The organism is Vibrio sp. 1180_3 (assembly GCF_029478545.1).
GTDB lineage: Bacteria > Pseudomonadota > Gammaproteobacteria > Enterobacterales > Vibrionaceae > Vibrio > Vibrio aestuarianus.
Map to the genome: position 1 here is coordinate 25,103 of NZ_SJFM01000032.1, position 23,617 is coordinate 48,719.

General features: G+C 43.7%; 23 protein-coding genes and 1 pseudogene. 17 read left to right on the forward strand and 7 right to left on the reverse strand.

Going from position 1 to position 23,617, the window contains the following annotated elements; translation table 11 throughout:
- Position 1: 1 nt before the first annotated feature.
- The 9 genes from gspF (at position 2) to EYW48_RS16860 (ending at position 6,825) form a co-directional block, all read left to right on the forward strand.
- Positions 2 to 1,222, forward strand: coding sequence for a type II secretion system inner membrane protein GspF (gene gspF / locus EYW48_RS16820; RefSeq protein WP_053312239.1), 1,221 nt, complete (start codon positions 2 to 4; stop codon positions 1,220 to 1,222).
- A 53-nt stretch (positions 1,223 to 1,275) separates the two neighbouring features.
- On the forward strand, positions 1,276 to 1,719 hold the full coding sequence (gene gspG / locus EYW48_RS16825) for a type II secretion system major pseudopilin GspG (protein ID WP_277432703.1): 444 nt from the start codon (positions 1,276 to 1,278) through the stop codon (positions 1,717 to 1,719).
- Between the two features lie 76 nt (positions 1,720 to 1,795).
- Complete coding sequence (gene gspH / locus EYW48_RS16830) at positions 1,796 to 2,374, forward strand: type II secretion system minor pseudopilin GspH (RefSeq protein ID WP_053312237.1); 579 nt, start codon at positions 1,796 to 1,798, stop codon at positions 2,372 to 2,374.
- The gene (gene gspI / locus EYW48_RS16835; protein ID WP_171980808.1) at positions 2,367 to 2,720 is read left to right on the forward strand and encodes a type II secretion system minor pseudopilin GspI; all 354 of its coding nucleotides are present in this window, start codon (positions 2,367 to 2,369) and stop codon (positions 2,718 to 2,720) included. Before gspH ends, gspI begins: the two co-directional genes overlap by 8 nt.
- Complete coding sequence (gene gspJ / locus EYW48_RS16840) at positions 2,707 to 3,357, forward strand: type II secretion system minor pseudopilin GspJ (protein ID WP_053312235.1); 651 nt, start codon at positions 2,707 to 2,709, stop codon at positions 3,355 to 3,357. The genes gspI and gspJ overlap by 14 nt, the downstream gene beginning before the upstream one ends.
- Positions 3,344 to 4,381, forward strand: a complete 1,038-nt coding sequence (gene gspK / locus EYW48_RS16845; protein WP_277432704.1) for a type II secretion system minor pseudopilin GspK — start codon at positions 3,344 to 3,346, stop codon at positions 4,379 to 4,381. Before gspJ ends, gspK begins: the two co-directional genes overlap by 14 nt.
- Entirely contained in the window at positions 4,350 to 5,561 is a 1,212-nt protein-coding gene (gspL, locus tag EYW48_RS16850) for a type II secretion system protein GspL (RefSeq protein ID WP_171980793.1), read from the forward strand. Before gspK ends, gspL begins: the two co-directional genes overlap by 32 nt.
- Before the next feature lie 10 nt (positions 5,562 to 5,571).
- Positions 5,572 to 6,066 carry a type II secretion system protein M gene (locus EYW48_RS16855; RefSeq protein ID WP_053312232.1) on the forward strand — a complete coding sequence of 165 codons (495 nt, stop codon included), beginning with the start codon at positions 5,572 to 5,574 and terminating at the stop codon, positions 6,064 to 6,066.
- Positions 6,067 to 6,825, forward strand: coding sequence for a type II secretion system protein N (locus EYW48_RS16860; RefSeq protein ID WP_168523665.1), 759 nt, complete (start codon positions 6,067 to 6,069; stop codon positions 6,823 to 6,825). It begins immediately after the preceding gene.
- A 44-nt stretch (positions 6,826 to 6,869) separates the two neighbouring features.
- Here the strand turns inward: EYW48_RS16860 and cysQ are convergent, their stop codons facing one another.
- The 4 genes from cysQ to EYW48_RS16880 form a co-directional block, all read right to left on the reverse strand.
- Positions 6,870 to 7,697: a 3'(2'),5'-bisphosphate nucleotidase CysQ gene (gene cysQ / locus EYW48_RS16865; RefSeq protein WP_168786871.1), complete on the reverse strand. Its 828-nt coding sequence runs from the start codon at positions 7,695 to 7,697 to the stop codon at positions 6,870 to 6,872.
- 24 nt (positions 7,698 to 7,721) lie between these two features.
- A complete protein-coding gene (gene nudE, locus EYW48_RS16870) occupies positions 7,722 to 8,267 on the reverse strand; it encodes an ADP compounds hydrolase NudE (RefSeq protein ID WP_053312229.1) in 546 nt (181 codons plus the stop codon).
- Positions 8,268 to 8,429: 162 nt separating this feature from the next.
- Complete coding sequence (nfuA, locus tag EYW48_RS16875; protein WP_053312228.1) at positions 8,430 to 9,017, reverse strand: Fe-S biogenesis protein NfuA; 588 nt, start codon at positions 9,015 to 9,017, stop codon at positions 8,430 to 8,432.
- Between the two features lie 101 nt (positions 9,018 to 9,118).
- A complete protein-coding gene (locus EYW48_RS16880) occupies positions 9,119 to 9,823 on the reverse strand; it encodes a phosphoribosyltransferase family protein (RefSeq protein ID WP_176245576.1) in 705 nt (234 codons plus the stop codon).
- Positions 9,824 to 9,911: 88 nt separating this feature from the next.
- Between EYW48_RS16880 and bioH the strand changes: the two genes are divergently transcribed.
- Positions 9,912 to 10,685, forward strand: a complete 774-nt coding sequence (gene bioH / locus EYW48_RS16885) for a pimeloyl-ACP methyl ester esterase BioH (protein ID WP_053312259.1) — start codon at positions 9,912 to 9,914, stop codon at positions 10,683 to 10,685.
- Positions 10,686 to 10,845: 160 nt separating this feature from the next.
- A complete protein-coding gene (locus EYW48_RS16890; protein WP_176313454.1) occupies positions 10,846 to 11,316 on the forward strand; it encodes an ATP-dependent Lon protease in 471 nt (156 codons plus the stop codon).
- Between the two features lie 117 nt (positions 11,317 to 11,433).
- Here the strand turns inward: EYW48_RS16890 and EYW48_RS16895 are convergent, their stop codons facing one another.
- Both EYW48_RS16895 and greB (EYW48_RS16900) read right to left on the reverse strand, forming a co-directional pair.
- Complete coding sequence (locus EYW48_RS16895; RefSeq protein WP_277432705.1) at positions 11,434 to 13,761, reverse strand: Tex family protein; 2,328 nt, start codon at positions 13,759 to 13,761, stop codon at positions 11,434 to 11,436.
- 84 nt (positions 13,762 to 13,845) lie between these two features.
- Positions 13,846 to 14,184, reverse strand: a pseudogene (greB, locus tag EYW48_RS16900) (transcription elongation factor GreB); the annotation flags it as partial.
- A gap of 336 nt (positions 14,185 to 14,520) precedes the next feature.
- Between greB (EYW48_RS16900) and gmtY the strand changes: the two are divergent.
- From gmtY to greB (EYW48_RS16920), 4 genes are read left to right on the forward strand one after another with little or no spacing between them, the layout of a single operon-like run.
- Positions 14,521 to 15,825 carry a gamma-mobile-trio recombinase GmtY gene (gene gmtY, locus EYW48_RS16905; RefSeq protein ID WP_171980796.1) on the forward strand — a complete coding sequence of 435 codons (1,305 nt, stop codon included), beginning with the start codon at positions 14,521 to 14,523 and terminating at the stop codon, positions 15,823 to 15,825.
- Positions 15,815 to 19,972 carry a VPA1269 family protein gene (locus EYW48_RS16910; protein WP_176245578.1) on the forward strand — a complete coding sequence of 1,386 codons (4,158 nt, stop codon included), beginning with the start codon at positions 15,815 to 15,817 and terminating at the stop codon, positions 19,970 to 19,972. The genes gmtY and EYW48_RS16910 overlap by 11 nt, the downstream gene beginning before the upstream one ends.
- Position 19,973: 1 nt before the next feature.
- Entirely contained in the window at positions 19,974 to 20,597 is a 624-nt protein-coding gene (gmtX, locus tag EYW48_RS16915) for a gamma-mobile-trio protein GmtX (RefSeq protein ID WP_171980798.1), read from the forward strand.
- A 17-nt stretch (positions 20,598 to 20,614) separates the two neighbouring features.
- On the forward strand, positions 20,615 to 21,094 hold the full coding sequence (gene greB, locus EYW48_RS16920; RefSeq protein ID WP_171980799.1) for a transcription elongation factor GreB: 480 nt from the start codon (positions 20,615 to 20,617) through the stop codon (positions 21,092 to 21,094).
- Here greB (EYW48_RS16920) and EYW48_RS16925 read toward each other — a convergent pair.
- Complete coding sequence (locus EYW48_RS16925) at positions 21,091 to 21,405, reverse strand: helix-turn-helix transcriptional regulator (protein WP_171980800.1); 315 nt, start codon at positions 21,403 to 21,405, stop codon at positions 21,091 to 21,093. The two genes, greB (EYW48_RS16920) and EYW48_RS16925, sit on opposite strands and share 4 nt — an antisense overlap.
- A 102-nt stretch (positions 21,406 to 21,507) precedes the next feature.
- Between EYW48_RS16925 and EYW48_RS16930 the strand changes: the two genes are divergently transcribed.
- Entirely contained in the window at positions 21,508 to 22,038 is a 531-nt protein-coding gene (locus tag EYW48_RS16930; protein WP_171980801.1) for a hypothetical protein, read from the forward strand.
- Positions 22,032 to 23,408, forward strand: coding sequence for a DEAD/DEAH box helicase family protein (locus EYW48_RS16935; RefSeq protein WP_277432706.1), 1,377 nt, complete (start codon positions 22,032 to 22,034; stop codon positions 23,406 to 23,408). The genes EYW48_RS16930 and EYW48_RS16935 overlap by 7 nt, the downstream gene beginning before the upstream one ends.
- Positions 23,409 to 23,617: the final 209 nt, after the last annotated feature.

Genomic DNA, 23,617 nt, shown 5'->3' on the forward strand with positions numbered 1-23,617 from the left:
AATGGCCGCATTTGAATACAAAGCATTAGATGCTAAAGGCAAACAGAAAAAGGGTGTTATTGAAGGTGATAATGCCCGTCAAGTTCGCCAACGCTTAAAAGAGCAAGGGCTAATTCCGGTTGAAGTGCTGGGAACCAAAGCGAAAGCAGCGAAGCAAGAACAGTCACCGTTTAGCATGAAACGCGGCATTAGCACGCCAGACTTAGCATTAATTACGCGCCAATTATCGACGCTAGTGCAGTCAGGAATGCCACTGGAAGAGTGTTTAAAAGCGGTATCCGAACAGTCTGAAAAGCCGCGAATTCGTAACATGTTAGCAGCAGTGCGTTCAAAAGTGACCGAAGGCTACACATTATCGGATAGCTTGGGTGACTACCCACATATTTTCGATGAATTGTTTCGTTCAATGGTTGCTGCGGGTGAAAAATCAGGACATCTTGATTCGGTGTTGGAACGCTTGGCTGATTATGCAGAAAATCGCCAAAAAATGCGTTCAAAGCTGATGCAAGCCATGATCTATCCAATCGTCTTGGTTGTTTTTGCCGTCGGTATTGTCGCCTTTTTGCTGGCGGCGGTCGTGCCGAAAATTATTGGCCAGTTTGTACAGATGGGGCAGGAATTACCTAAGTCGACTCAATTCCTGTTGTCATCGAGTGATTTTATTCAGCACTGGGGTATACAGCTATTAGTGCTAACCATTGCACTGGTCTTCCTTGCTAAATGGTTACTGAGTAAACCAAATTTACGTTTGAAGTGGGACCGAAAAGTAATTTACATGCCGATGATAGGCAAGATCTCGCGCGGTTTGAATACCTCACGTTTTGCACGCACCTTGTCTATTTGTACCTCCAGTGCCATTCCTATTTTGGAAGGTATGAAGGTGGCGGTGGACGTAATGGCAAACCAATACGTCAAGCAGCAAGTAACGATGGCTGCCGATAACGTACGTGAAGGTGCCAGTTTGCGTAAGGCATTGGATCAAACCAAATTATTCCCACCGATGATGTTGCATATGATCGCCAGTGGTGAGCAAAGTGGTGAACTTGAAAGTATGTTGACTCGCGCAGCGGATAACCAGGATGCAAACTTTGAGTCGACCATCAATATCGCATTGGGCATTTTCACCCCGGCGCTAATCGCTTTAATGGCAGGTTTGGTGCTATTTATCGTAATGGCGACCTTGATGCCAATTTTAGAAATGAATAATTTAATGAGTCGTTAGTAATAGGTAAGCATTCACCTGTTATTTAGACAAAAACTACGTTGGAGATTGGAATGAGAAAAAAAGCAAACAAGCAATCAGGTTTTACCTTGCTTGAAGTAATGGTTGTGGTGGTGATTTTGGGTATTTTAGCGAGCTTTGTTGTTCCTAATTTATTGGGAAACAAAGAAAAAGCCGACCAACAAAAAGCCATCACCGACATCGTGGCATTAGAAAATGCTTTGGATATGTACAAGCTTGATAACAGCGTTTATCCAACAACCGATCAAGGACTTGAGGCGTTAGTGACTAAGCCGTCTAGCCCAGAACCACGTAATTATCGTGATGGTGGGTACATTCGTCGTTTACCAAATGACCCTTGGGGTAACCCTTACCAATACCTAAGCCCTGGCGACAACAGTACCGTGGACATTTTCACCTTAGGTGCTGATGGTCAAGAAGGCGGTGAAGGGGTGAGTGCTGATATTGGCAACTGGAACATGCAAGACTTCCGATAAGCAAATAACAGAGGGCGACTATCGGGTCGCCTCATTTTTCTGACGGCAACGATTTTCTAATGACAGCTATTTTCTGATGACAAGCAAACGTGGTTTCACTCTACTCGAAATATTACTCGTGCTAGTACTGCTCTCTCTTAGTGCTGTGGCAGTCATTGCTACGCTTCCTAGTTCAGGAAAAGATGAAGCAAAACAATATGCGATGAGTTTGTACCAACGTCTGCAACTGGTGAATGAAGAAGCGATTCTCAGTGGTAAGGACTTTGGTTTGCGAGTGGATGAGAAGACATCACGTCTTGTGTTCCTAGCATTGGATGACAAAGGTTGGCAGCCATTAGAGAGTAAAAAAATGACTACCGAAATTCAACTTCTAGAAGAGCTCGCGATGCAATTTGAGCTTGGGGGTGACGCTTGGAAGAATGATGATCGGCTGTTTAAGCCTGGCTCTTTATTTGATGAAGAGATGTTTGCTGAAGAGAAAGAGCAAGAAAAACAGCGACCACCGCAAGTGTTTATCTTGTCGAGTGGCGAGCTAACGCCCTTTGTCTTGAGCATATATCCCAACACGCAAGATGCCGAACAAGGTTGGCGGGTTATTGTCAAAGACAATGGCGAAATTAAGCTATTAGAGCCAGGGGCATCGGATGATGCATAGAACACGAGGCATGACCTTATTAGAAGTCTTGGTTGCTCTAGCGATTTTTGCCACCGCGTCGATCAGCGTGATTCGTTCAGTGAGCCAACACATTAACACCATCAGCTATTTGGAAGAAAAAACCTTTGCGGCGATGGTGGTCGATAATCAAATGGCGCAAGTGATGCTCAGCCCTAAAAGCTTGAAAGCGCAAACCGGAACACAAGAGCTGGCAGGGCGTACTTGGTATTGGAAAGTCACGTTAGTGCCTACGGCCGACAATTTATTGAAAGCGTTTGATGTCAGTGCAGCATTAGAGAAACAAGGATCACCTTTGGTGACGGTGAGAAGCTATGTCGTCAAATAAAAAACGCCAAGGTTTTACTCTGATTGAAGTGCTGGTGGCGATCGCTATCTTTGCGAGTTTAAGTGTTGGTGCTTATCAGGTGCTTAACCAGGTACAGCGTAGCAATGAAATTTCTCAGCAGCGCAGCCAGCGTTTAAATGCGTTGCAGCGAGCCATGGTGTTAATGGACGGTGATTTTCGCCAAATGGCGACTCGTCAATTTCGCACCAATGGTGAAGAACCCAATAAACAGATATTGCAGTGGAAAGAGTACTTGCTCGACTCCGATCAAAAGGGTGTGTTGTTTGCTCGTCTTGGGTGGCATAACCCACAGCAACAATTTCCACGTGGCGAAGTGACTAAAGTAGGTTATCGCATCAAAGAAGGGGTACTTGAACGCGTTTGGTGGCGTTACCCTGATACGCCTGCTGGTCAAGATGGCATTATCACTCCACTCTTGTCAGAGGTGGAATCAATGTCATTGCGTTTTTATAGCAATGACAAATGGAGTGAGGATTGGCAAGAATCATTAAAAATACCGCAAGCCGTCGCGGTGAAGCTAGTGCTGAAAGATTACGGTGAAATTGAACGTATTTATCTGACGTCAGGTGGTGCCATCAACCAGAACACGCAGGGAGCAGATAATGACGCATCATAATCGCTCACTACAAGGCAGGCTTTCGCAGCAAGGTGTGGCATTGATTGTTATTTTATTGCTGCTGGCGATCATGGTGTCAATTGCGGCGACCATGTCAGAACGTTTATTTACTCAGTTTCAAAGAGCCAGTAATCAGATCAACTATCAACAGGCTTACTGGTATAGCCTTGGTGTTGAATCGTTAGCGCAAGCTGCTATAGAGCAGAGCTACAAAGATGGCGATAACATTAATTTGAGTCAGCCTTGGGCGTTGGAAGAGCAAACCTATCCTCTCGATTACGGCACAGTTAAGGGTCGTGTTACCGATAAGCAGGCGTGTTTTAATCTCAATGTATTAGCTCGAGTTACGCCCACTACAGGCGGAGCTAATAAGCCCTATTTAGTGCAGGTGCTGCAACATTTATTAGAAGAGTCAGAAGTTGATAGCTACCAAGCTGAGGTGATTGCTGATTCAGCATGGGAATACATTGATGACGACAGCAATGTCCAGTCATCTTACGGTGTTGAAGACAGCTATTATGAGTCGATGTCTCCGGCTTATTTAGCGGCTAACACTTTACTGGCTGATAGCAGCGAACTTCGCGCAGTGCAGCAAGTGACGGGGGAGGTGATGCAACGTATAGCTCCTTACGTTTGTGCATTGCCAAGCGATGATTGGCGATTAAACGTTAATACTGTCGCACCAGAGAACGCAAAATTGCTGGTGGCGATGTTCAGCCCGCATTTAAGTGAATCTGATGCAAAAAACGTATTAGAAAACCGTCCATTTGATGGGTGGGGGAGTGTCGATGATTTCTTAGCGGAGGCATCAATTGCCGCCGTAGATAGCAAAGTGAAAGATGAAGCGAAACAGTATCTCTCAGTGGATAGCGCTTACTTTGAACTCGATGCTCAAATATTGGTTGATGACTCGCGAGTTCGCATTCGCAGTTTATTGTTTAGTGATAATAGAGAAACCGCAACGGTAGTACGCCGTCGCTTTGGAGGGATCAGTGAGCGAGTTTCTGACCGTTCGACTGAGTAGTCAACAGGACGCTGAAATACCTTGGTTGGTGTGGTCATCACAACAACAAGAAGTCATTGCCAGCGGTGAAATATCTGGTTGGGAGCAGTTATCTGAGCTCGCCACTTACGCTGCGCAGCGAACCACAATTGTGTTGCTGGCTGCAAGCGATTTGGTACTTACGAAGGTTGAGATTCCATCGGGCGCTTCTCGTCAGTTGGAATCTATGTTGCCTTATTTAATTGAAGATGAGATTGCTCAAGATGTCGATGACCTGCATTTTTCTATTTTGCAGAAAACGGCGTCAACCGCTTATGTAGCGGGGGTTGATCGTAGCTATCTTACCCACTGCCTTGAACAGTTAAAATCGGCAGGAATGGAAGTTAAGAAAGTGCTACCAGATGTGCTCGCCGTTCCTTTGCATGATGGGTTATCAGCACTGCAAATGGGTAAAGAGTGGCTGATTCGTAAAGAGGAATATTTAGGCGTAAGCCTTGAGGCTGAGTGGTTAGAGCTGTTTAGCCATTCGGAATGGGTGAAACAAGATGATCAATACTTGCCGTTGAATGCTTATACCCCTTTACCGGAGTTAACCTTGGCTGAAGGTCAACATTGGCAGCAAGCTGAACCTCAATTAGTGATGGCGTTGCTGACAGAGCAAGCCATTGCGAGCAAAACCACGTTGTTAACCGGTAGTTTCAAAGCTAAATCTTCTTTCTTCAAGCATTGGCAGGTTTGGCAAAAAAGTACGTTGGCCGCGTGTTTGTTATTGGTGATCTCGACGGCTTATAACGTATTGCAATCAGGGCAATACGAGACACAAGCGACCGCTTACCGAGTCGAAAGTGAACGCGTTTTTCGCGCCGTTTTCCCTGATAAACAGAAGATACCGACGGTTAGCTATTTAAAAAGACAGATGAATGATGAAGCGTCGCGTCTTGCCGGTGGCGGCAGTGGTGGCGCCATGCTTGAATGGTTAGCTAAGCTGCCAGCAAGTATCGGTAGTGTGCCGAACATGCGTTTGCAAAGTGTTAAATATGATGGCAATCGTGGTGAAATTCGTCTTGAAGCACAAAGCAATGATTTTCAGAGCTTTGAATTGGCGCGCGTTCAACTGGAAAAGCAGTTTATGGTTGAGCAAGGGCAGTTAAACCGCTCCGGTGAGATTGTGAATGGCACTTTTGTACTCAAAAGTAAATGAGGTGAGTTGAATGAAAAATAGTCTTAACGCACTTCAAGCTTGGTGGACGAGTATCAGTGCTCGCGAACAAAAAATGGTGTTGGGTTGTTTGGTGTTGGGCATTGTCGGGGTGATTTATTGGGGCGTTTTGTCGCCATTAGATCAAAGAACTGAGCTGGCTAAAGCGCGTATTGTGAGTGAAAAACAGTTACTGAATTGGGTAACAGATAAAGCGGATGATATTGTCCGATTACGTGCGCAAGGTGGTGTCGTTGCATCCAATCAGCCGTTTAACCAAGTGATTTCTTCAAGTGCACAGCGTTTTCAGATTGAACTCATTCGAATCCAACCTCGTGATGAGATGATGCAGGTATGGGTTCAACCTTTGCCTTTCACCAAGTTGGTCGATTGGATTGCGTTTCTAAAAGAAACTCAAGGCGTTGATGTTGAGTTTATGGATATTGGCCGAGCGCAGCAAAGTGGTGTGGTTGAAGTGAAACGTCTGCAATTGAAGCGAGGTGGCTAGGTGAAACATGGATGGTTATATGGTGGACTGTCGCTACTGGCTTTTACAACAAGTTTGGTTGCACATATTCCAGCCTCTTTTGTCGTAAGCCAAGCCCCGATGCCACCTGAATTACGCATCACAGGTATCGCGGGGACGATTTGGTCTGGCAGTGCTCAGCAGGTATTTTGGCAGGGGCAAAATATCGGTGACCTGAAATGGGATATTCAACTGTCATCACTGTTTGTGGCTAAGTTAGAAGCGGCCGTGCGCTTTGGGCGAGGTAGTGATATGGGCGTGCGAGGTAAAGGTAATGTCGGTCTTAGTTTGTCTGGTCCTTACGCGGAAAACTTGGTGCTGTCTGCTGCTGCTAAGCAGCTAACAGCAGCACTAGTCTTGCCATTTCCTATTGATCTCCAAGGTCAGCTGGAACTGTCACTCAAGCAGTATCAATACTCAAGCCCATGGTGTGAGTCGGCTCAAGGTACATTAGCATGGACCGATAGCAAAATAGGCTCACCGTTAGGAGAGTTGTCTCCAGGCCCTGTAGTGGCTGATTTAACTTGCCAAGCCAATGATGTGGCGTTGACTGGTCAACAAAGCAGTGCGCAAGTCAGTAGCGATTTCTCTGCGCAGCTTAAGCCAGACATGAATTATAGCTTTCAAGCATGGTTTAAGCCGGAAGCACAATTTCCAAGCGAAATGGGCGAGCAGCTAAAGTGGGTTGGTAATCCTGATAACCAAGGTCGATATCAGTTCCAGTACCAAGGGCAACTGTAAGGCTGAAAACTCAACCGCGAAAATTTAGAGGCTGACCCAAGTGGTCAGCCTTTTACTTTAAGGATATCGTCCCAAGGTAAGCCCGCGTCACCAAGCACGATGAAGTTCGGGTTTTCTAACGTTTCTCGCTCATTGTATGACAACGGCTCTAGTAGAGTGCTGAGGATTCTCCCCCCAGCTTCTTCAACAATACATTGAGTCGCCGCCGTGTCCCATTCACCGGTTGGCCCTAAGCGCAAATAACAGTCAACAGCCCCTTCAGCAACTAAACACGCTTTTAAAGCGGCAGAGCCAAGTGGCACTAGCTCATAATTCCAAGCACTGCTCATGCGGTTAGTGATGCGGTTGATGTCTTGACGACGGCTAATCGCAATGGCGATCGATTGTCCCGGAGTTTCATGCTTGTGGGTTTGAATACGTAGGTTTTCAGACATATCGGGAATTTTCCATGCCCCTTTGCCCGTATAAGCATAATAAGTCACACCAGAAACTGGTCCATACACCACACCCATTACAGGTTTATTATCCTCAATTAAAGCAATAATCGTGGCAAAGTCACCGCTGCGAGCAATAAACTCTTGGGTGCCATCCAGTGGGTCGACTAACCAATAACGATTCCATTGGCTACGTTTTTCTAAACTGATGTCGGCTGCTTCTTCGGACAATACCGGAATATCTGGTGTTAGTTCGCTCAGTCGTTCATTGATGAATTTATGGGCCGCAAGATCAGCGCTCGTGACAGGTGTGTGGTCACTTTTAGTAAAAGCTTCGTAGTTTTTTTTCTCGTAGATGTCGAGAATCAATTGCCCAGCGGAGCGTGCAATTTCAATGACATTTGGCAATAGGTGAGATAAATCTTTGGCTGTTGGCATCATCAATCCTTTAGCTCTGCTTCGTTATTTTAAGCGGCGCAAAGCAAGCAGTAGTGCGGTAATACTTCGGGCTTCACAAAAGTCGAGATGGGTGAGTAGCTCTTCAGCTTGCGCTAAAGGCCAGCGAATCACTTCTAATGGCTCGGGTTCATCACCTTCTAGCTTTTCTGAGTATAGATCTTGCGCAAGGAATAGGGTCATCCGACTTGAAAAGTAAGAGGGAGCGAGGACGACCTCTTTAAGAGGCGTTAGCGTATGGGCACCGAAGCCAATCTCTTCTTTTAATTCACGGACAGCGGCTTGTTGTGGTGTTTCACCTTGGTCAATCAAACCCTTGGGAAAACCGAGTTCATAACGTTCTGTACCTGCGGCATATTCTCGAACTAAGAGCAGATCACCTTGCGCAGTGATAGGCACCATCATCACTGCATGTCGGCCGCTGGGTTTCATTCGCTCATAGGTGCGCTGTTCCCCATTTGAAAAGCGTAAATCCAACGATTCAATCGTAAACAGTTTCGACTTCGCTTCCGTGTTGGTCGCTAAAATATCGGGCAGTTTTCTGGGTGGCATACGCTAATTCCTTACAGGCAAATGACTTTTCTAACTATATGAGAAAAATGCCTGATTTGAAAAGAACTAACGGTAGCGAAAGCATTTAAAGATAAAAAAAGCCGAGAATGTTATCTCGGCTTCGCATTTTGTGCGTTGTAACTTAATTTTATTGATTCTAACTTAGTAGTAAGAGTGATCACCACGGTCATGTTCTGTAGCATCGCGAACGGCAGTCAATTCACCTTCGAATTGTTGAAGTAGTTCTTTCTCGATGCCTTCTTTTAGGGTGACATCAACCATTGAACAACCGTTACAACCACCACCAAATGCCACGATGGCAACGCCATCTTCGGTGATTTCCACTAAGCTTACATGACCACCGTGGCCAGCAAGTTGTGGGTTAACTTGAGTTTGAATCGCATATTCAACACGTTCGATTAAGCTCGCGTCATCTGCGACTTTGCGCATTTTGGCGTTTGGTGCCTTCAATGTTAGTTGAGAGCCCATTTTATCGGTAACGAAATCGATTTCTGCATCTTCCAAGAAAGGCAGGCTTAACTCATCCACATAGGCAGAGAAAGCATCATATTTGATTTCAGTATCGGTCGCTTCTACTGCTTCTGGTGGGCAGTAAGACACACCGCACTCCGCATTTTGGGTACCAGGGTTCACCACAAAAACACGAATGTTGGTGCCATCAGGTTGCTGACCAAGCAACTTGGCGAAATGGGTTTGGGCTGTTTCGGTAATAGTAATAGAATTTGACACGACGAATACCTGAGTAATTTTGTAGGCTATTTGCTCACCATTCTACTCCTGAAAAGCTGCGGATCCAGTCCTTTTTTGTTCTCTAAACAAAAACGTAATGGCTAATCTTTTGGTTCAGGAGTGCGGCAGATACAATAAATATCAATCCTTTCGACGCCAACTTCAAGCAGTAATTTACAGATCTGTTGGATGGTACTGCCTGTGGTGACAACATCGTCAACAATTGCGATATGTTTCTGATTTGGTTTGCGTTGTAGTGCAAAGGCATGTTGTAGGTTTTGTTTACGCTGCACCTTAGATAATCCTTTTTGTTGCGGCGTGGCGCGCTTACGTTTTATCAGCTGATGATCACAAGTGGCATTAATAAGTTGCTTGCTTAATTGATTGGCAAGTAACTCACTTTGATTAAAGCCTCGTGTTAAGCGTCTTTGCCAGTGCAGAGGAACGCTAGTTATCAACGGGGCCGGCTCATCAATTCGTGGAGCCAAAAGCGCGCTTAAATTACGCGCTTGCCAAAACTGCCCTTCGTATTTCAGTTTATGAACGGTGTGGTTGAGTGGAAATATGTAATCACCGACACAATACAAACGATGCCAAAGCGGTGGACTAGCTAAGCATTGTCCGCACTGCGGTACATTAAGCAGTGTCGGCAAGCCACATTGTTGACAACGAGGCTGGGGAGCAAAGTAGGTCAAACAGGTTTCACACCAAGCGCTATTTTGGTGTGTAGCGATCGGTAGGTGGCAAAGTGGGCATTGCCTGCTGACTAAGCGATAGATGGTTTTTTGAAGCCAATGCGATAACATAACTCACCGAAAGTGGCGAAAAGATGTTCTGCTATGATCGGTGTTTCTGTAATGCAAAAGAATGAATTTAGTGGGAGAGTTTGCGACCATGGCAACAGCGTTGTATTGGCAAGTGGAAGGAGAAGGGGCTGATTTAGTCCTAGTGCATGGCTGGGGAATGAACGGTGCGGTATGGCAACAAACCGTCGATGTACTGAAGCATCATTTTCGTGTCCATGTTGTCGATTTGCCCGGTTATGGACACAGCGCGAGTAATCATGCGGCCAGTTTAGAAGCCATTGCTCTGGCGCTGCTTGAGCAAGCGCCAAAAGCGGCGATTTGGGTTGGATGGTCTCTTGGTGGCCTAGTCGCCACGCATATGGCGCTGCACCATAGTGAATACGTCAGCCAACTGGTCACCGTGGCTAGCTCACCGAAATTTGCGGCTGACAAACCGTGGCGTGGTATTCAACCTCACGTACTTAGCGCTTTTACTGATCAATTGGTTGATGATTTTCACACCACTATTGAACGCTTTATGGCGTTGCAAGCGATGGGCAGCCCTTCTGCGAGGCAAGATGTCAAATTGCTCAAACAGGCGATATTGTCGAGACCGTCCCCTAATCCGCAGTCCTTACTCGCCGGGCTTAAGATGTTAGCTGATGTCGATTTACGTGAGCAACTGACAACCATTTCGGTGCCGATATTGCGTTTATATGGTCGATTAGATGGCCTTGTACCGATTAAGGTCGCGCACGATCTGCAACAAGCTTTGCCAAAAAGTGAGCAATATATTTTTAGTGAGTCGTCTCATGCACCCTTTATGACCGAGTCTGATGCTTTTTGCCAACAGCTGATTGCTTTTTCTCAAGGTAGCCAATGACGTTATCGGTCTACTAGCGATAAATAAACACTAAACAGTAAATATTTGTTAAAGATGCTAAAAGTTTGTGCGATCTGGTCGATATATAATCTAACCCAACCAGGCTGGCTTAGATAAAGGCGAGCCTCGCGGGGCGGGCGATACTGAGGAGGTTTCGGCTATGATTGTGTCACCAGCGAATATAAGTGTGCCACTCATCGCCCCATCGGTTAATGTGCAAACGGAACAGGCTGCGCGTGATAATAAAATTCGCGCACCGGTTATGCCAACCGTTGAACTGGCTAAGACCAACGCTGAGCGTAAGGTTAAAGCGGATGATAAAAGACGAAAACAGTCGTCATGGGACCCTTCAGAGCATCCTGGCTATGAGGTTGGCACCGAACACGAAACATCGACTTCTTATCAAGCTGAGCAGAAAAGTGAGTTAGAAAGGCTCTTTGATCTATTAGCACTCGCTACTTACAGCAAGGAACAAGGTAAAGGCTATGCAATGCGGTTTAGGCTACCTAAACACATTATTGATGCTGCGATAACCGAGGGAAAAATGGCGCGCAGGCGAACCGTAATTAAATATCATTATGGCCACGCAGTTGCTCCTAATATTCCTTCTGAAGTCATTGCGGTGTTGTAGGTAGCGTTAACGTTATCTATCGCGATAAATAAAATCCCCACCCAATGCGGATGCATGAGTGGGGATTTGTGTTTTTAAGCGTCTATGTCAGGGCCGTTTTAGACTAGCTTAGGCTAATTATTTTTTTGCTTTGGCGAAAGCGGCGGCAAATGCACCACCCATCGCACCGTTTTGTTGTGGCTCTTCACGACGGTTATTTTGCTGCTGGTTGCGCGGCTTGTGCTGATGTTGATCTGGTGCGCTACTTCTCTGGCTACGATTGTCTTGACCAGGTTCGTCATTCAAACGCATAGAAAGCGCAATACGTTTACGTTGAACATCCACTTCCATTACTTTTACCTTGACGATATCACCCGCTTTGACTACTTCACGAGGGTCGGCAATATAGCGATCCGTTAATGCAGAAATATGCACTAAACCATCTTGGTGAACACCTATATCAATAAAGGCACCAAAATTAGCCACGTTTGATACAACGCCCTCCAAAATCATACCGATTTCAAGATCTTTTACTTCGGTGACTCCGTCGGCAAAGGTCGCTGTTTTAAACTCTGGTCTTGGATCTCGGCCTGGTTTATCTAGCTCTTTGATAATGTCGCTTACGGTAGGGACACCGAAGTTGTCATTGGTGTAATCCACCGCGTGTAGTCCACGTAGAAAATCACTATTACCGATCAGTGCTTTGATCTCTTTATTATTTTTCTCAGCGATGGCTTTTACTACAGGGTAGGCTTCTGGGTGAACAGCGGAAGCATCCAGAGGGTTTTTACCATCCATAATGCGCAAGAAGCCGGCACACTGTTCAAATGCTTTAGGTCCAAGGCGCGCTACTTTTTTCAGTGTTGAACGAGAAGCGAAGCGTCCATTTTCATCGCGATAATCGACAATATTCTGTGCGAGCGTATTGGAAAGGCCAGCAACGCGAGTCAAAAGTGCTGCTGAAGCCGTATTAACATCAACACCGACAGCGTTTACACAGTCTTCAACAATCGCATCTAGGCGTTTGGCGAGCATCGATTGACTGACATCGTGCTGGTATTGACCGACACCGATCGATTTCGGGTCGATTTTCACCAGCTCCGCAAGTGGGTCTTGTAAGCGGCGAGCAATTGAGACTGCGCCACGTAGCGACACATCCATATTGGGGAACTCTTTGGCTGCTAGCTCAGACGCGGAGTACACCGATGCTCCAGCTTCACTGACGATAATTTTCTGTACCTTCAAATTGCCACGTTTAATCACGTCGGCGACAAAGGTATCGGTTTCACGTGAGGCGGTGCCGTTGCCAATCGCAATCAAATCCACATTAAATTGACGTACCAGTTGGTCAACAATTTTGGCTGATTTCTCATGCTGATTATGCGGTTGGTGTGGGTAGATGGTTTCAGTCGCCAGTACTTTACCGGTGGAGTCGACAACCGCAATTTTGGAACCCGTTCGTAAACCAGGATCCAAGCCGAGAGTGGCTCTCGGCCCAGCTGGAGCGGCCATCAACAAGTCTTTTAAGTTGGTGGCAAAGACTTCAATTGCTTCGATTTCCGCTCGCTCTTTCATTACGCCCATTAGTTCGGTTTCCATGTGCATAGAAACCTTGATGCGCCAAGCCCAACTAATGGCTTGCTTGCGCCAGTTATCGGCTGGCGCTGAACTTAAATGAATACCGTAATGTTCGGCAATAATGGTTTCGCAGTACGACTGGCGCGCACCTTCTTCTTGCTCTGGGTCGGCGTTGATGTTGAGTGTTAAGAAGCCTTCATTACGACCGCGTAGCATGGCAAGTGCTCGGTGCGATGGCACTTTGCTGATCGCTTCATCGTGAGTGAAATAATCTTTGAATTTCTCGCCAGCGTGTTCTTTGCCATCAATGACTCGTGAAACCAACAGGGCGTTGCGGGTTAAATGGCGGCGAATTTTTTCCAATAGATTGGCATCTTCGGCGATACGTTCCATTACAATGGCTCGCGCGCCATCTAAAGCGGCTTTGCTATCGGCAACCCCTTGCTCTGCATTGATGTATTGCATGGCTTCACTTTCAGGGTCAGTTTGCGGTTGATTCCACAGTTTGTCAGCTAAAGGTTCTAAGCCGGCTTCAATTGCAATTTGACCTTTGGTGCGGCGCTTAGGTTTGTAAGGTAGATACAAATCTTCAAGGCGAGTTTTACTGTCGGCTTGGTTGATATCGTGTTCTAGCTCTGCAGTCAGTTTGCCTTGCTCTTGAATTGACTTAAGAATCGTCTGGCGGCGGTCATCGAGCTCACGTAGATAGGATAAACGACTGTCTAGGCTGCGCAGTTGGGTATCATCAAGCCCACCCGTCACCTCTTTACGGTAACGGGCGATAAAAGGAACGGTATTACCGTCATCAATTAGGGTAACCGCTGCGGTCACTTGCTCAGGGCGAACATTCAGTTCTTGAGCAATCATTTTACAGATAGCTTGGCTCATCCGTGGGTTCTCTTTATTGTTCGGTAGAACCACCATCGGTGGTGGTTGGAATAGGGTAACTATTGGGGTTGATAGCGGTGATTTCTAGTCTTGCTGGTATTCGATAGCGTTTACAAACCACTCTTTTTCCCCTTCTGGGGTACGAACCACAAATTCATCATCGACTTCTTTTTTTAGCAAAGCGCGCGCCATGGGTGAATCAATTGAAATATAGTTCTTTACACCACCGTAGATTTCATCGGGTCCGACAATGCGGAATTTTTTCTTATCTCCGGCTTCATTTTCAATTTCGACCCAAGCACCAAAGAATACTTTGCCTTCTTGTTGTGGTGAGTGATCAACGACGTTGACTTGCTCTAGGCGCTTGCGTAAAAAGCGTACTCGGCGGTCAATTTCACGCAGGCGCTTCTTGTTGTACTGGTATTAGTTCTACTCTATTACCCATACTATTTCTACACAAACGTTCTTTAATCTCTGAGATTGAACGCTCTCAACTTCACACTGGCAAAGGTAAGAGGTATCAACTATATACTAAGTAGTATGTTAAGGATTTCTTAGTTCTATGAGGTAATGTATGAAAAGTGGCAAACAATGGAAAAGCTGGAGCGAGTTTTTAAAATTTGTTAGTGCGGACCGCTCAAATGGGAAGAAATTTGAACAAGAAGCATTAAGGTCATTCAAGCACCAGTCTATAAATATGACTCGATACTACATTTCAAGTTTATCTGGATGGAATGATTTTCAGTCTAAGCGCGATAAATGAGTTTTGTCCTAAAACGTCGAGTCAACTACAAAGTCGGCTATAGAGCCTCTTTGCTCTCTTTCCCTGCAATCTTCACTGACAGTGGGCTGCTACTTTCTCACTTACGCTTTTTATACAACAGCCGAGCAAAATCACCATCTTGGATAGAAAGGAACACCTTTGCTGTTGAACTACTCTTGAAATTTATTGAAAAGCAAATAGTAAGCTTCTCAACTGCTACAGCGTTGCTCAGAGCGTTTGTCGAAGCATTACAATTTGGGACGATACAAGACGGTAAAGATAGTTCAGGTTTATTTTGGTCTCCTCGCAGTAATGAAGACGTTAATGTACTTCTTCACCATATTACAGAGTACTGCGACTATCTAGACACCATTCATGGCATAGGTCTACCAAAACTAAATCCTTTAAGAAAAGCAACTCATGCAGAAGAATGTATGCAGTGGTGTGCCTACTATCGGAGGCATAGTCGTAGCTTTCTGAATCACTTAACTAAACCATCTACCCAACAATTTTCGCTTGCTAGAGTAATTCGCGGACCTGAGAGACATTTTGTTGATGTAGAAGAAGTATATCGCTTTCCTGAGGATCGAATTGAAGACCTACTTCTACATGGGTTTGTTTCTGCTTCAGGGGAGCCGGATTATGCTAGTCAATTGATCGTGATGTTAATGCATTTCGGTGGGCTGCGACTGTCAGAGTGTTTCCACATATATACCGGTGATATATCAATAGATCCGCAATCAGGTTCAGCACTCATATCGGTTTTCCATCCTAGTGATGGTAAGTCTCCAGATAATCGTTTTAGTAAACGAAGTGAATACTTAGCACATAAATATCAACTGAACCCAAGGAATGAGTACCCGAGAAGTCATAGGCTCTATGCTGGCTGGAAAGGACCTCTGCTTACAAATCGCAATCTGTCTTTTGATGTCATGTTTTATCCAGCAAGTAAAGCTGTTGAGTTTACTTTATTACTGCAAAAATACCTTTCGACTAGACCTGATTCTGAATCTCCTTTCTTATTTTTGAACTCAAAAGTTAAGCCGGAAAGTAAAAAAAATTTCATACAGAAGTACAAAAGAGCAATTCGAAGGATTGGTCTTGAATCCATGAAGATGCTTGGGACTACGCCACATGCACATCGTCACTCTTATGGTTATAGATTAAGTCAAAATAGCTTCTCTCAGTTAGATATTCAGAAAGCTATGCATCATAAAAGCCCCGACAGCTGTTTGGTGTATTTAAAACCTACACATGAAGATGTTCGAGCTAGAATGAGAGGGCTACTGAATGAAGCTTAATAGATATAAAACATTGTCGGAAGCTTCTTTAGCAGCTAAAAAACTAGGACTCTGCTCTCCAAATCAATATCACTATTCTTACAAGAAAGATCCCCTGCTTCCTGCCACACCACAACAATTTTATATAAATGAGTGGATTAGTTGGTCCCATTTTTTAGGGATTCCCGAGAAAAAAACACACTATGCTTCAATGCATGAAGCAATGAAAGCAGTTGCAAATCTTAATTTACAGAAAAGAGGTGAATATTTTCTGCGTTACAAGGAAGATGATCACTTACCATCAAACCCCAATAGAACCTATAGTTCAGAATGGAAAAATTGGTCACATTTTCTAGGTAAAAAACAAAAAGCTCTTTATTCGAGTTTGCATGAGGCTCAAAAGAGTGCCCGAAAACTAAAAATCTTGTTTGTTAGTGAATATCAACATCGTTACAAAGAAGATCCAAAGTTACCTGCAAACCCTGACAAGGTATACGCAAGCGATTGGATTAGTTGGCCCCACTTTCTTAGAGGTGAAGATGGTGAGCTCTATGGCCAGCTCAGGTATGCCTCTTCAGCAGTGCGAAAGTTGGGGATCAAAAACAAATCTGATTATCGACTGCGACATGTTCAGGACTTAAAGTTACCTGCTAATCCAGAAGAATATTATTCCACGGAATGGATATCTTGGGAGCGATTTCTAAACAAGTGTAAGAAAGAATATTACGAGACTATCGAAAAAGCGTCTATGGCTGCGATAAAGCTCGGTATTAAAAACGGGGTAGAGTATAAAGCACGCTTTAGAGAAGACCAATCATTGCCCCCCAAGCCTTACATTTTTTACTCAGAAAGCTGGATGAATTGGCTAGCGTTTCTTGGTCAACCAGTGAAGAAAAATTATTGTACGCTCAAGCAAGCTCGTCGTGCAACATTAAAACTAGGCATAAAGTCTTCTAATGAATATCGATTTCGTTATACAGAAGACCATTTATTACCATCAAAACCTGAAAGAACCTATGCTCATGAATGGCGCGGATGGTGCTGGTTCCTTGGAAAACAAGTAAAGGGTTTCTATCCAACAATAAGTGAAGCAATCAAGGCAGTAAAAGTACTTGGGATCAACTCATTTAATGAATATCAAGAACGTTACCGAGAGGATAAGAAACTACCTACAAACCCTCAACGTTTTTACAAAGATGAATGGATAAATTGGCCTACTTTCTTTTCTAGGAAAGAAAAGGTGCATTATTCAAAAATAGAAGCTGCACGTGCCTCTGTACAGGCTCTAGGCATCACCAGCATAGTTGAGTATCGAGTTAGATATAAAGAAGATCGCAGTCTTCCGGCGATGCCGGAGCGAATATATGCAGCAGATTGGCGTAGTTGGTGGGACTTCCTTCAGCCGGAAAAAATTCTAGATTTAAAATCATTTAAAGCATGGTGTAATGCGCTGAAAATTAATAATTCTGTCGAATATAAAGAAGCGAGGAAAGTACACCACAACCTCCCTTCTAAACCAGAGAAAACAATTCATGATTGGACCGATTGGTTTGATGCTTTGAATATCCCGCGACCATATTCTTATAAAGAACTAGAAGCTTTAGTTAGAAAAAATAATATCACCACTCTATCTAAGTACCGAGAATTCAGAACTTCATCCCAAGACCCAAGAATCCCTGTAAAACCAGAAGAATATTACAAAGGAAAAGGCTGGACGAACACGTATGACTTTTGGGGAATACCAAGACCCTACCAAGTAAAATACTTTACTGAAGATTGGAAACTGTGGGCAGAGAAAATAACAGAGTTTCTGAAAGTAGCTCGCGGCGGAGATACAAAAGCGAAAGATTTATGTGAATTTGTGCGTGAATATATTGAACCGAACGAACTAGGAAAATGCCCCCTAGAGTTCTTGACTCGTAAATCAACGAATATTCAATCAATGCTCAACTTACTAGAGCAAGTACCAGTTACACGTAAGAAAAAATGGATTTACTCGATCAATGAGTTTTTGGATTGGGTCATATTGAACTATTTGATCATTGAAGATGAGGAAACGGGAGAGGTCACTTATATCAAAGGGGCAAAAAACCCTTTAGGGCACATCAATTATAATGGTGAGTCTAATTGTCAAAGTATCAGTGAAACCAATAAATTAGCGTTACCCTATCAGTACGTTAAGGAAGGTCGTGAATGGATCTTTCCCGCCGATTCAATGACTCAAAGACTAAATTTCTCAGATTTGGCGCACCTACATAATTTTCCAGCAGATTGGGTTCTAGTCGATGATGAATCTTTATTGGATAAAAAAGACCCTGATTGTGTGTTTAAAGTTGAGGATGGAAAATCTTACCTTTGGCTTCCTATGTATTGGACTTATACCTATTCCCTAATGCAGCTACCAGCTCGAGGAATGCAAATCGTTTATTGTGATTCTGGTGAGGCAGATTCGGAAGTCGCAGACTTTAAAAATGGTCAGGTAATATGGAAGAAGAATAAAACTAGGTTAGTCGGCTTGACCGTCAGACAAGCTATGGTAAGCAAGTCTGGCAAAGATGAGTTTGGCGTCCATTACACCTCCAATAAAACCAAGTTTGATGGCTCAGGTTATACTATTCCTTTTATGCCGATAGAGCTGGCATATTGGTTGATAAAACTCAGAAAATGGCAGCAAAAGTACAATCCAATTGAGGAGCCGACCAAGTGGTCTGATTGTGAGCGCACCAACCTGAATGAAACACAGCGTAAACAAAAAGGTGCTAACTGTTTTCTGTTTAGGGATTACAGAGAACAAGAACCTGGGACTTTTAGTGGGCGTTTAACGTCTAGACTCGCAGCAGCGCTCTTTTTTTCGTCTAAAAGTGACTATACAACAGCAACCTACAGAGGATTATCATACACAGAGGCTATAGCGGAACTCAAAGATAATACTGAAATTGCCCTCTCACATTTTAAGTCTCCTTACACACCCCATTCAATGCGCGTCAGTTTGATTAACGCATACGCGTACGAGTTCGGTATTCCCTTGGAAATCATAATGAAATTGGTCGGTCACTCTAGCATCATTATGTCTATCTACTACCTCAAGAGCGATAAAACCGGAGCCAACTTACGAGAAAAGATGGAGTTAGGTGAGAAAGATGCATTAAACAAGGCGACTCAAACGCTCAAATCATTTGTTGAACAGCAGAGAATTGAGGAGGTTAAATCACAGTTGGTTGGCTCCTCTGGGAATCAACTCAATTTACTCAACAATGCCACACCAGCTTCCAGTTACCTTTGGAAAGATTTTGGTATTTGCCCTGTGGGAGGTGCATTTTGCTCTGAAGGCGGCAACCCTGTAGCGACAAAAGCCAATATATATCACTCAGTACCTGCAGGTTACTTAGGTGAGCAGAACTGTTTTCAGTGTCGATTCTTTATTACAGGTCCTGCTTTTTTGGTTGGACTTGCCGCCATGTTCAATGAGATAAGCTTAGCCGTAAATACCCAGTCTATACGTTACACTTCGCTTGGGCAGAAGCTTGATGATATTGCCGAGAAGATTGATGTCATTGATCACCAACTTTACAGAATGAAAGTGGATAACTCAGAGAAATCGGCTTTAGAGTCTGATAGGCGTGAGTTAGTTGGGGAGCGTATGCACTTGAACTCAGAAATTGAAACACGAGCGAAGAAGCTAGATTTGTACCTCTCAGACATGAACGCGATTCACCGACATATCCATAATTGTCAAATTCTTATGCGCAAACCACCTGAAAATACTGCGAATCACTACCAACTTATTGTTCCTCGTGAATTCACATTAGGTGTAGAGCTAGATGAAGTAAGCAATTTCCACCAACTATCAGAGGTGTGCTCGAACGCTGAACTATACCATAGTTGTAGCGATGATTTGGCAGTAACCAGACGCTCCCAAATGGTCGACAAAATGATGGTTAAAAACGGTATTCAGCCGCAACTCTTTTTACTGTCAGAAGAAGAACAACTCTTAGTAGGAAACCAGTTAACAGATTTGATGCTGACAAGGTTGAAAGGCTGGGAGAATGTAGACCGTCTTATGGATGGTAGTTTGACCTTAAAAGACTTATCGATAGATAACCAGTTCGACGAAAAGACGATTCGTGAATTGTTTGAGAAGTCGAAACCACTAAAAAGGATCGGTTAGCATGTCAGAGATTACTCCCGAACAAGTACTGAATCAGCTAAAAAAGAAAGCTTCATCTCGGGTACAGAACTCACTTGATGCCGTGTTCACCATATGCAAAGAACAACAAGAGCGTGGATTGAACGACTTTAGTTATTCAACGATTGCCCGCCTAGGGCAATGGCGAGGTGTTCCAGCGGCACAGAGTATCCGAAACAAAACGGGTGAATCGTACCGAACCTTAATTGCTTGCTTCAACTCTTCAACTAAAGATCAACCACGACCAGCACGAAATACCTCGAAAAGTAAGATGTACGCTTGGATAGATGAACTCGACGATCCGGTAGTTAAGCTTCAAGCTAACATTCTTTACTCCCAGAAAAAGGAAGCGGAGCGGTTACTAAATGAAGTGGTACCTATCAATCAAGTCATTGAAGTGTTCGATAACGTCGACGTATCCATTGCATCGATTAAGCTCACTGAACTGGAACGAAGCGCACTTGAATATCTTCTCTCATCTGAGTTTTTGAGACGTAATAAATTGGAGCTTGGGAAAAACGGAAGTATAGTTTCATCTGATGAGCAGAAGTCTGTTTTTCCTGTAGCAACTCTTGATGCCATCAAAAAAGCCTTACAACACTTATAGATACCAAGGTTCTTGAATTGAAAACCAAACTGATTACCCGAGAAGGTTATAACAAACTCAAAGCTGAACATGATCATTTGTGGCATGAGAAGCGCCCAGAAATCACTAAGATTGTTACTTGGGCTGCAAGCCTTGGTGATCGCTCTGAAAACGCCGACTACACCTTCAACAAGCGTTTACTTCGTCAAATAGACCGCCGTGTTCGTTTTTTAAGAAAGTTCTTACCTGATGTCACCATCGTTGATTATTCACCACAGCAAGAAGGCAAAGTATTCTTCGGTGCGTGGGTCGAGATTGAAAATGATAATGGGGATGTGAAAAAGTTTCGCATCGTAGGACCTGAAGAAATTTATGGTGATGCTAAAGGTTACATATCTATAGACTCACCGATGGCTCGAGCCTTACTTAAAAAAGAAGTTGATGATGAGTTCGAGGTTAAAACACCTGAAGGTGTAAAAGAATGGTTTATCAATTCAATCTCATACGATAAATCTTAATCATCCTCAGAACTTGTCAACTTACTGATAAGTTCTTTTCTTTTCTCTTCACTCATTTTTGCAATCAAACAAGCTAGCTCAGCAGAACTCTTATCCTCACAAAAAAAGTAATTTAGAGGCACGCCTAACTCATCCGCTAATTGCTTCAGGGTTCGAACATCTGGTGTGTGTTTCCCTTTTTCGTACTGATTCATGCGTGGGCTTGCAGAACTCTCGTCCATACCTATACAAACCCCCAATGCTTTTTGGGATAGGTTTGCTTTTTTTCGCGCGTCTTTGAGACGTATTGGGATTGGGTTGTCGAACGACACTTATTATTCATATTTCAGATTCTACATAACTAAGATTTTCTTAGTTTTACTGATTTCTGTATACTAAGCAATCCTTAGTATTCTGGTTAATATAAGCACTACATGAAACGTTCTAAAAAAATCAGTGCAGTAATGCATAAGCTGTTGATTGAAAAAAGAATGGATGGTTTTTCGGTTATGGAAGCACGAGATGCTTCTTTAAACACTGAAGAAGGCACACAAAACCTTAATGAAGCACGGAAGAAAATTTACCGTCAAATATGGCAATACCAACAAAGGGGTTGGCTGATAAGCAAAGAGGAAGGACGAAATAAAAGGTACTTTCAAACCGAACAGTTCAGAGAGCTTCAAGTAGCACCTCGAAAAAAAATTCAACGTGAAACTTTAAGAAAAGAATTCACTCCTGATTACTCAGTCTTGTTTCGTGAGAGCAACGAGTGCAAGGGTGAGTTGGAGATAGTGCTCGGTGAAATAGATGAATACCAATCACTAAGATGTCGCTTCCCAGAACTTGAGAATCGTATAACCCCACTATTATATCGAGCTCAAGAACGTTCAGCGCACTTGCTTGGAAAGGTAAATGGATTAACCAATATCCTTAAAGCTCTCTCTAAGGACAGTCAACCGTGTTAAGAAAATGGCAGGTAGAGTGTTCTGAAAAAGCGTTACAGAAATTTAAATCCAACCAATCACATTTTTTTTGCCAAGCAACTCCAGGGGCAGGAAAAACCGTACTTGCAGCAACAGTTGCTTCAAGATTGTTGCATGATGATATGGTCGATCTTGTACTATGCTTCTCTCCGTCATTAACTGTTTCAGATGGAATAAAAAGAACCTTTGCAGAGACTCTTAATTGTACTTTTAACGGTGGACTGGGCTCCATCGGGCAGTCGCTAACCTACCAATCTATTCAATTCCTTAATGATGATTTTTGGAAGACGTTACGTAACCATCGAGTATTTGTAGTGTTTGATGAGATACATCATTGCTCTGGTGCCGAATATGAAACAGCAAACGTTTGGGGGCAACAGATCCTTACCAAGGTTCAGGGACTGGCTACCTACACCTTAGCGCTTTCAGGTACACCTTGGCGTTCAGATGCGTTACCGATAGTGATGGCGCAGTATAGCGACCCTGATGGGCAGATCTTGGTCGACTATCAATACTCTCTCAAGCAAGCTATAGTTGATTATGTTTGTAGAGCACCCCAAATTGTACTCGTTGATAATGAACATTTATCAATAACTCGTGACGGAAAAGCTGACTCGTTTTCGTCGATTCTTGAGATGCTAAAGCAAACTAAAGCTTCTTATCAGAGCGTCATACACAACCAAGAAGCGATGGAATACTTGCTTAGACTCGGTTGCAAAAAGCTCGCAGAGATACGTTCCCATTCGGAAAATGCAGGAGGTCTGGTTGTTGCTTCATCTGTTCAACATGCGCAAACAATTAAAAAGATACTTTCTGAAAAGTATGCTCAAACAGTCTCAATCGTCACCTACCGCCACGAAGAACCTTTAGCTGAAATAGAGCGTTATCGTCAAAGTGATGTTCAATGGATTGTGAGTGTTGGAATGATTAGCGAAGGCACGGATATACCTCGTCTACAAGTTTGTTGTCATATGAGTGCTGTAAAGACTGAGCTCTACTTTAGACAAATACTAGGGCGAATATTACGAGTTAATCATGCCCCCAACCAACAGGCGTGGTTGTTTACTTTTGCAGAGCAAAACCTGATTGAGTTTTCTGAGCAAATTGAACAAGACATTCCAGAATCTTGTATGTTTGTAAAAATAGCAAGTACGCTAGAATTTGAGCCGAAATCTATATGTACTAATCTAAAAAAAAATGGTTTGTTAGAAGAACGAAATACAATGAACGCAAAATTATTGTGGGGTAGTACCAACAGTCGTAATGTGAATAGAAATGAGTCTATCAGCGTATTCGACGAACTTAGTTTGGGCCAATTTAAACATCGTGTAATATCAGCATTTTTGTCGTAGACCTGTTCAAAACTGATCTCAATACTCTTATTATTAACAAATATCAGTCACAATACGCAACTTCCTTATATGTGACTGTATTGTAAGCGCGTCATAAACACCGCATTCTAATCAACTTCAGCACGCTATACGATCAAACCTCCAACCTCAAGGAGATTTGAAATGGTAAAACGACGCACCAACCAAGAATGGCAAACCTTGTTCGAGCA

Coding starts and splice junctions, on each gene's coding strand:
- gspF (WP_053312239.1), top strand. CDS start 2: ATGGCCGCATTTGAATACAAAGCATTAGATGCTAAAGGCAAACAGAAA.
- gspG (WP_277432703.1), top strand. CDS start 1,276: ATGAGAAAAAAAGCAAACAAGCAATCAGGTTTTACCTTGCTTGAAGTA.
- gspH (WP_053312237.1), top strand. CDS start 1,796: ATGACAAGCAAACGTGGTTTCACTCTACTCGAAATATTACTCGTGCTA.
- gspI (WP_171980808.1), top strand. CDS start 2,367: ATGCATAGAACACGAGGCATGACCTTATTAGAAGTCTTGGTTGCTCTA.
- gspJ (WP_053312235.1), top strand. CDS start 2,707: ATGTCGTCAAATAAAAAACGCCAAGGTTTTACTCTGATTGAAGTGCTG.
- gspK (WP_277432704.1), top strand. CDS start 3,344: ATGACGCATCATAATCGCTCACTACAAGGCAGGCTTTCGCAGCAAGGT.
- EYW48_RS16855 (WP_053312232.1), top strand. CDS start 5,572: ATGAAAAATAGTCTTAACGCACTTCAAGCTTGGTGGACGAGTATCAGT.
- cysQ (WP_168786871.1), bottom strand. CDS start 7,697: ATGCCAACAGCCAAAGATTTATCTCACCTATTGCCAAATGTCATTGAA.
- nudE (WP_053312229.1), bottom strand. CDS start 8,267: ATGCCACCCAGAAAACTGCCCGATATTTTAGCGACCAACACGGAAGCG.
- EYW48_RS16880 (WP_176245576.1), bottom strand. CDS start 9,823: ATGTTATCGCATTGGCTTCAAAAAACCATCTATCGCTTAGTCAGCAGG.
- bioH (WP_053312259.1), top strand. CDS start 9,912: ATGGCAACAGCGTTGTATTGGCAAGTGGAAGGAGAAGGGGCTGATTTA.
- EYW48_RS16890 (WP_176313454.1), top strand. CDS start 10,846: ATGATTGTGTCACCAGCGAATATAAGTGTGCCACTCATCGCCCCATCG.
- EYW48_RS16895 (WP_277432705.1), bottom strand. CDS start 13,761: ATGAGCCAAGCTATCTGTAAAATGATTGCTCAAGAACTGAATGTTCGC.
- gmtY (WP_171980796.1), top strand. CDS start 14,521: ATGAGTTTTGTCCTAAAACGTCGAGTCAACTACAAAGTCGGCTATAGA.
- EYW48_RS16910 (WP_176245578.1), top strand. CDS start 15,815: ATGAAGCTTAATAGATATAAAACATTGTCGGAAGCTTCTTTAGCAGCT.
- gmtX (WP_171980798.1), top strand. CDS start 19,974: ATGTCAGAGATTACTCCCGAACAAGTACTGAATCAGCTAAAAAAGAAA.
- EYW48_RS16930 (WP_171980801.1), top strand. CDS start 21,508: ATGAAACGTTCTAAAAAAATCAGTGCAGTAATGCATAAGCTGTTGATT.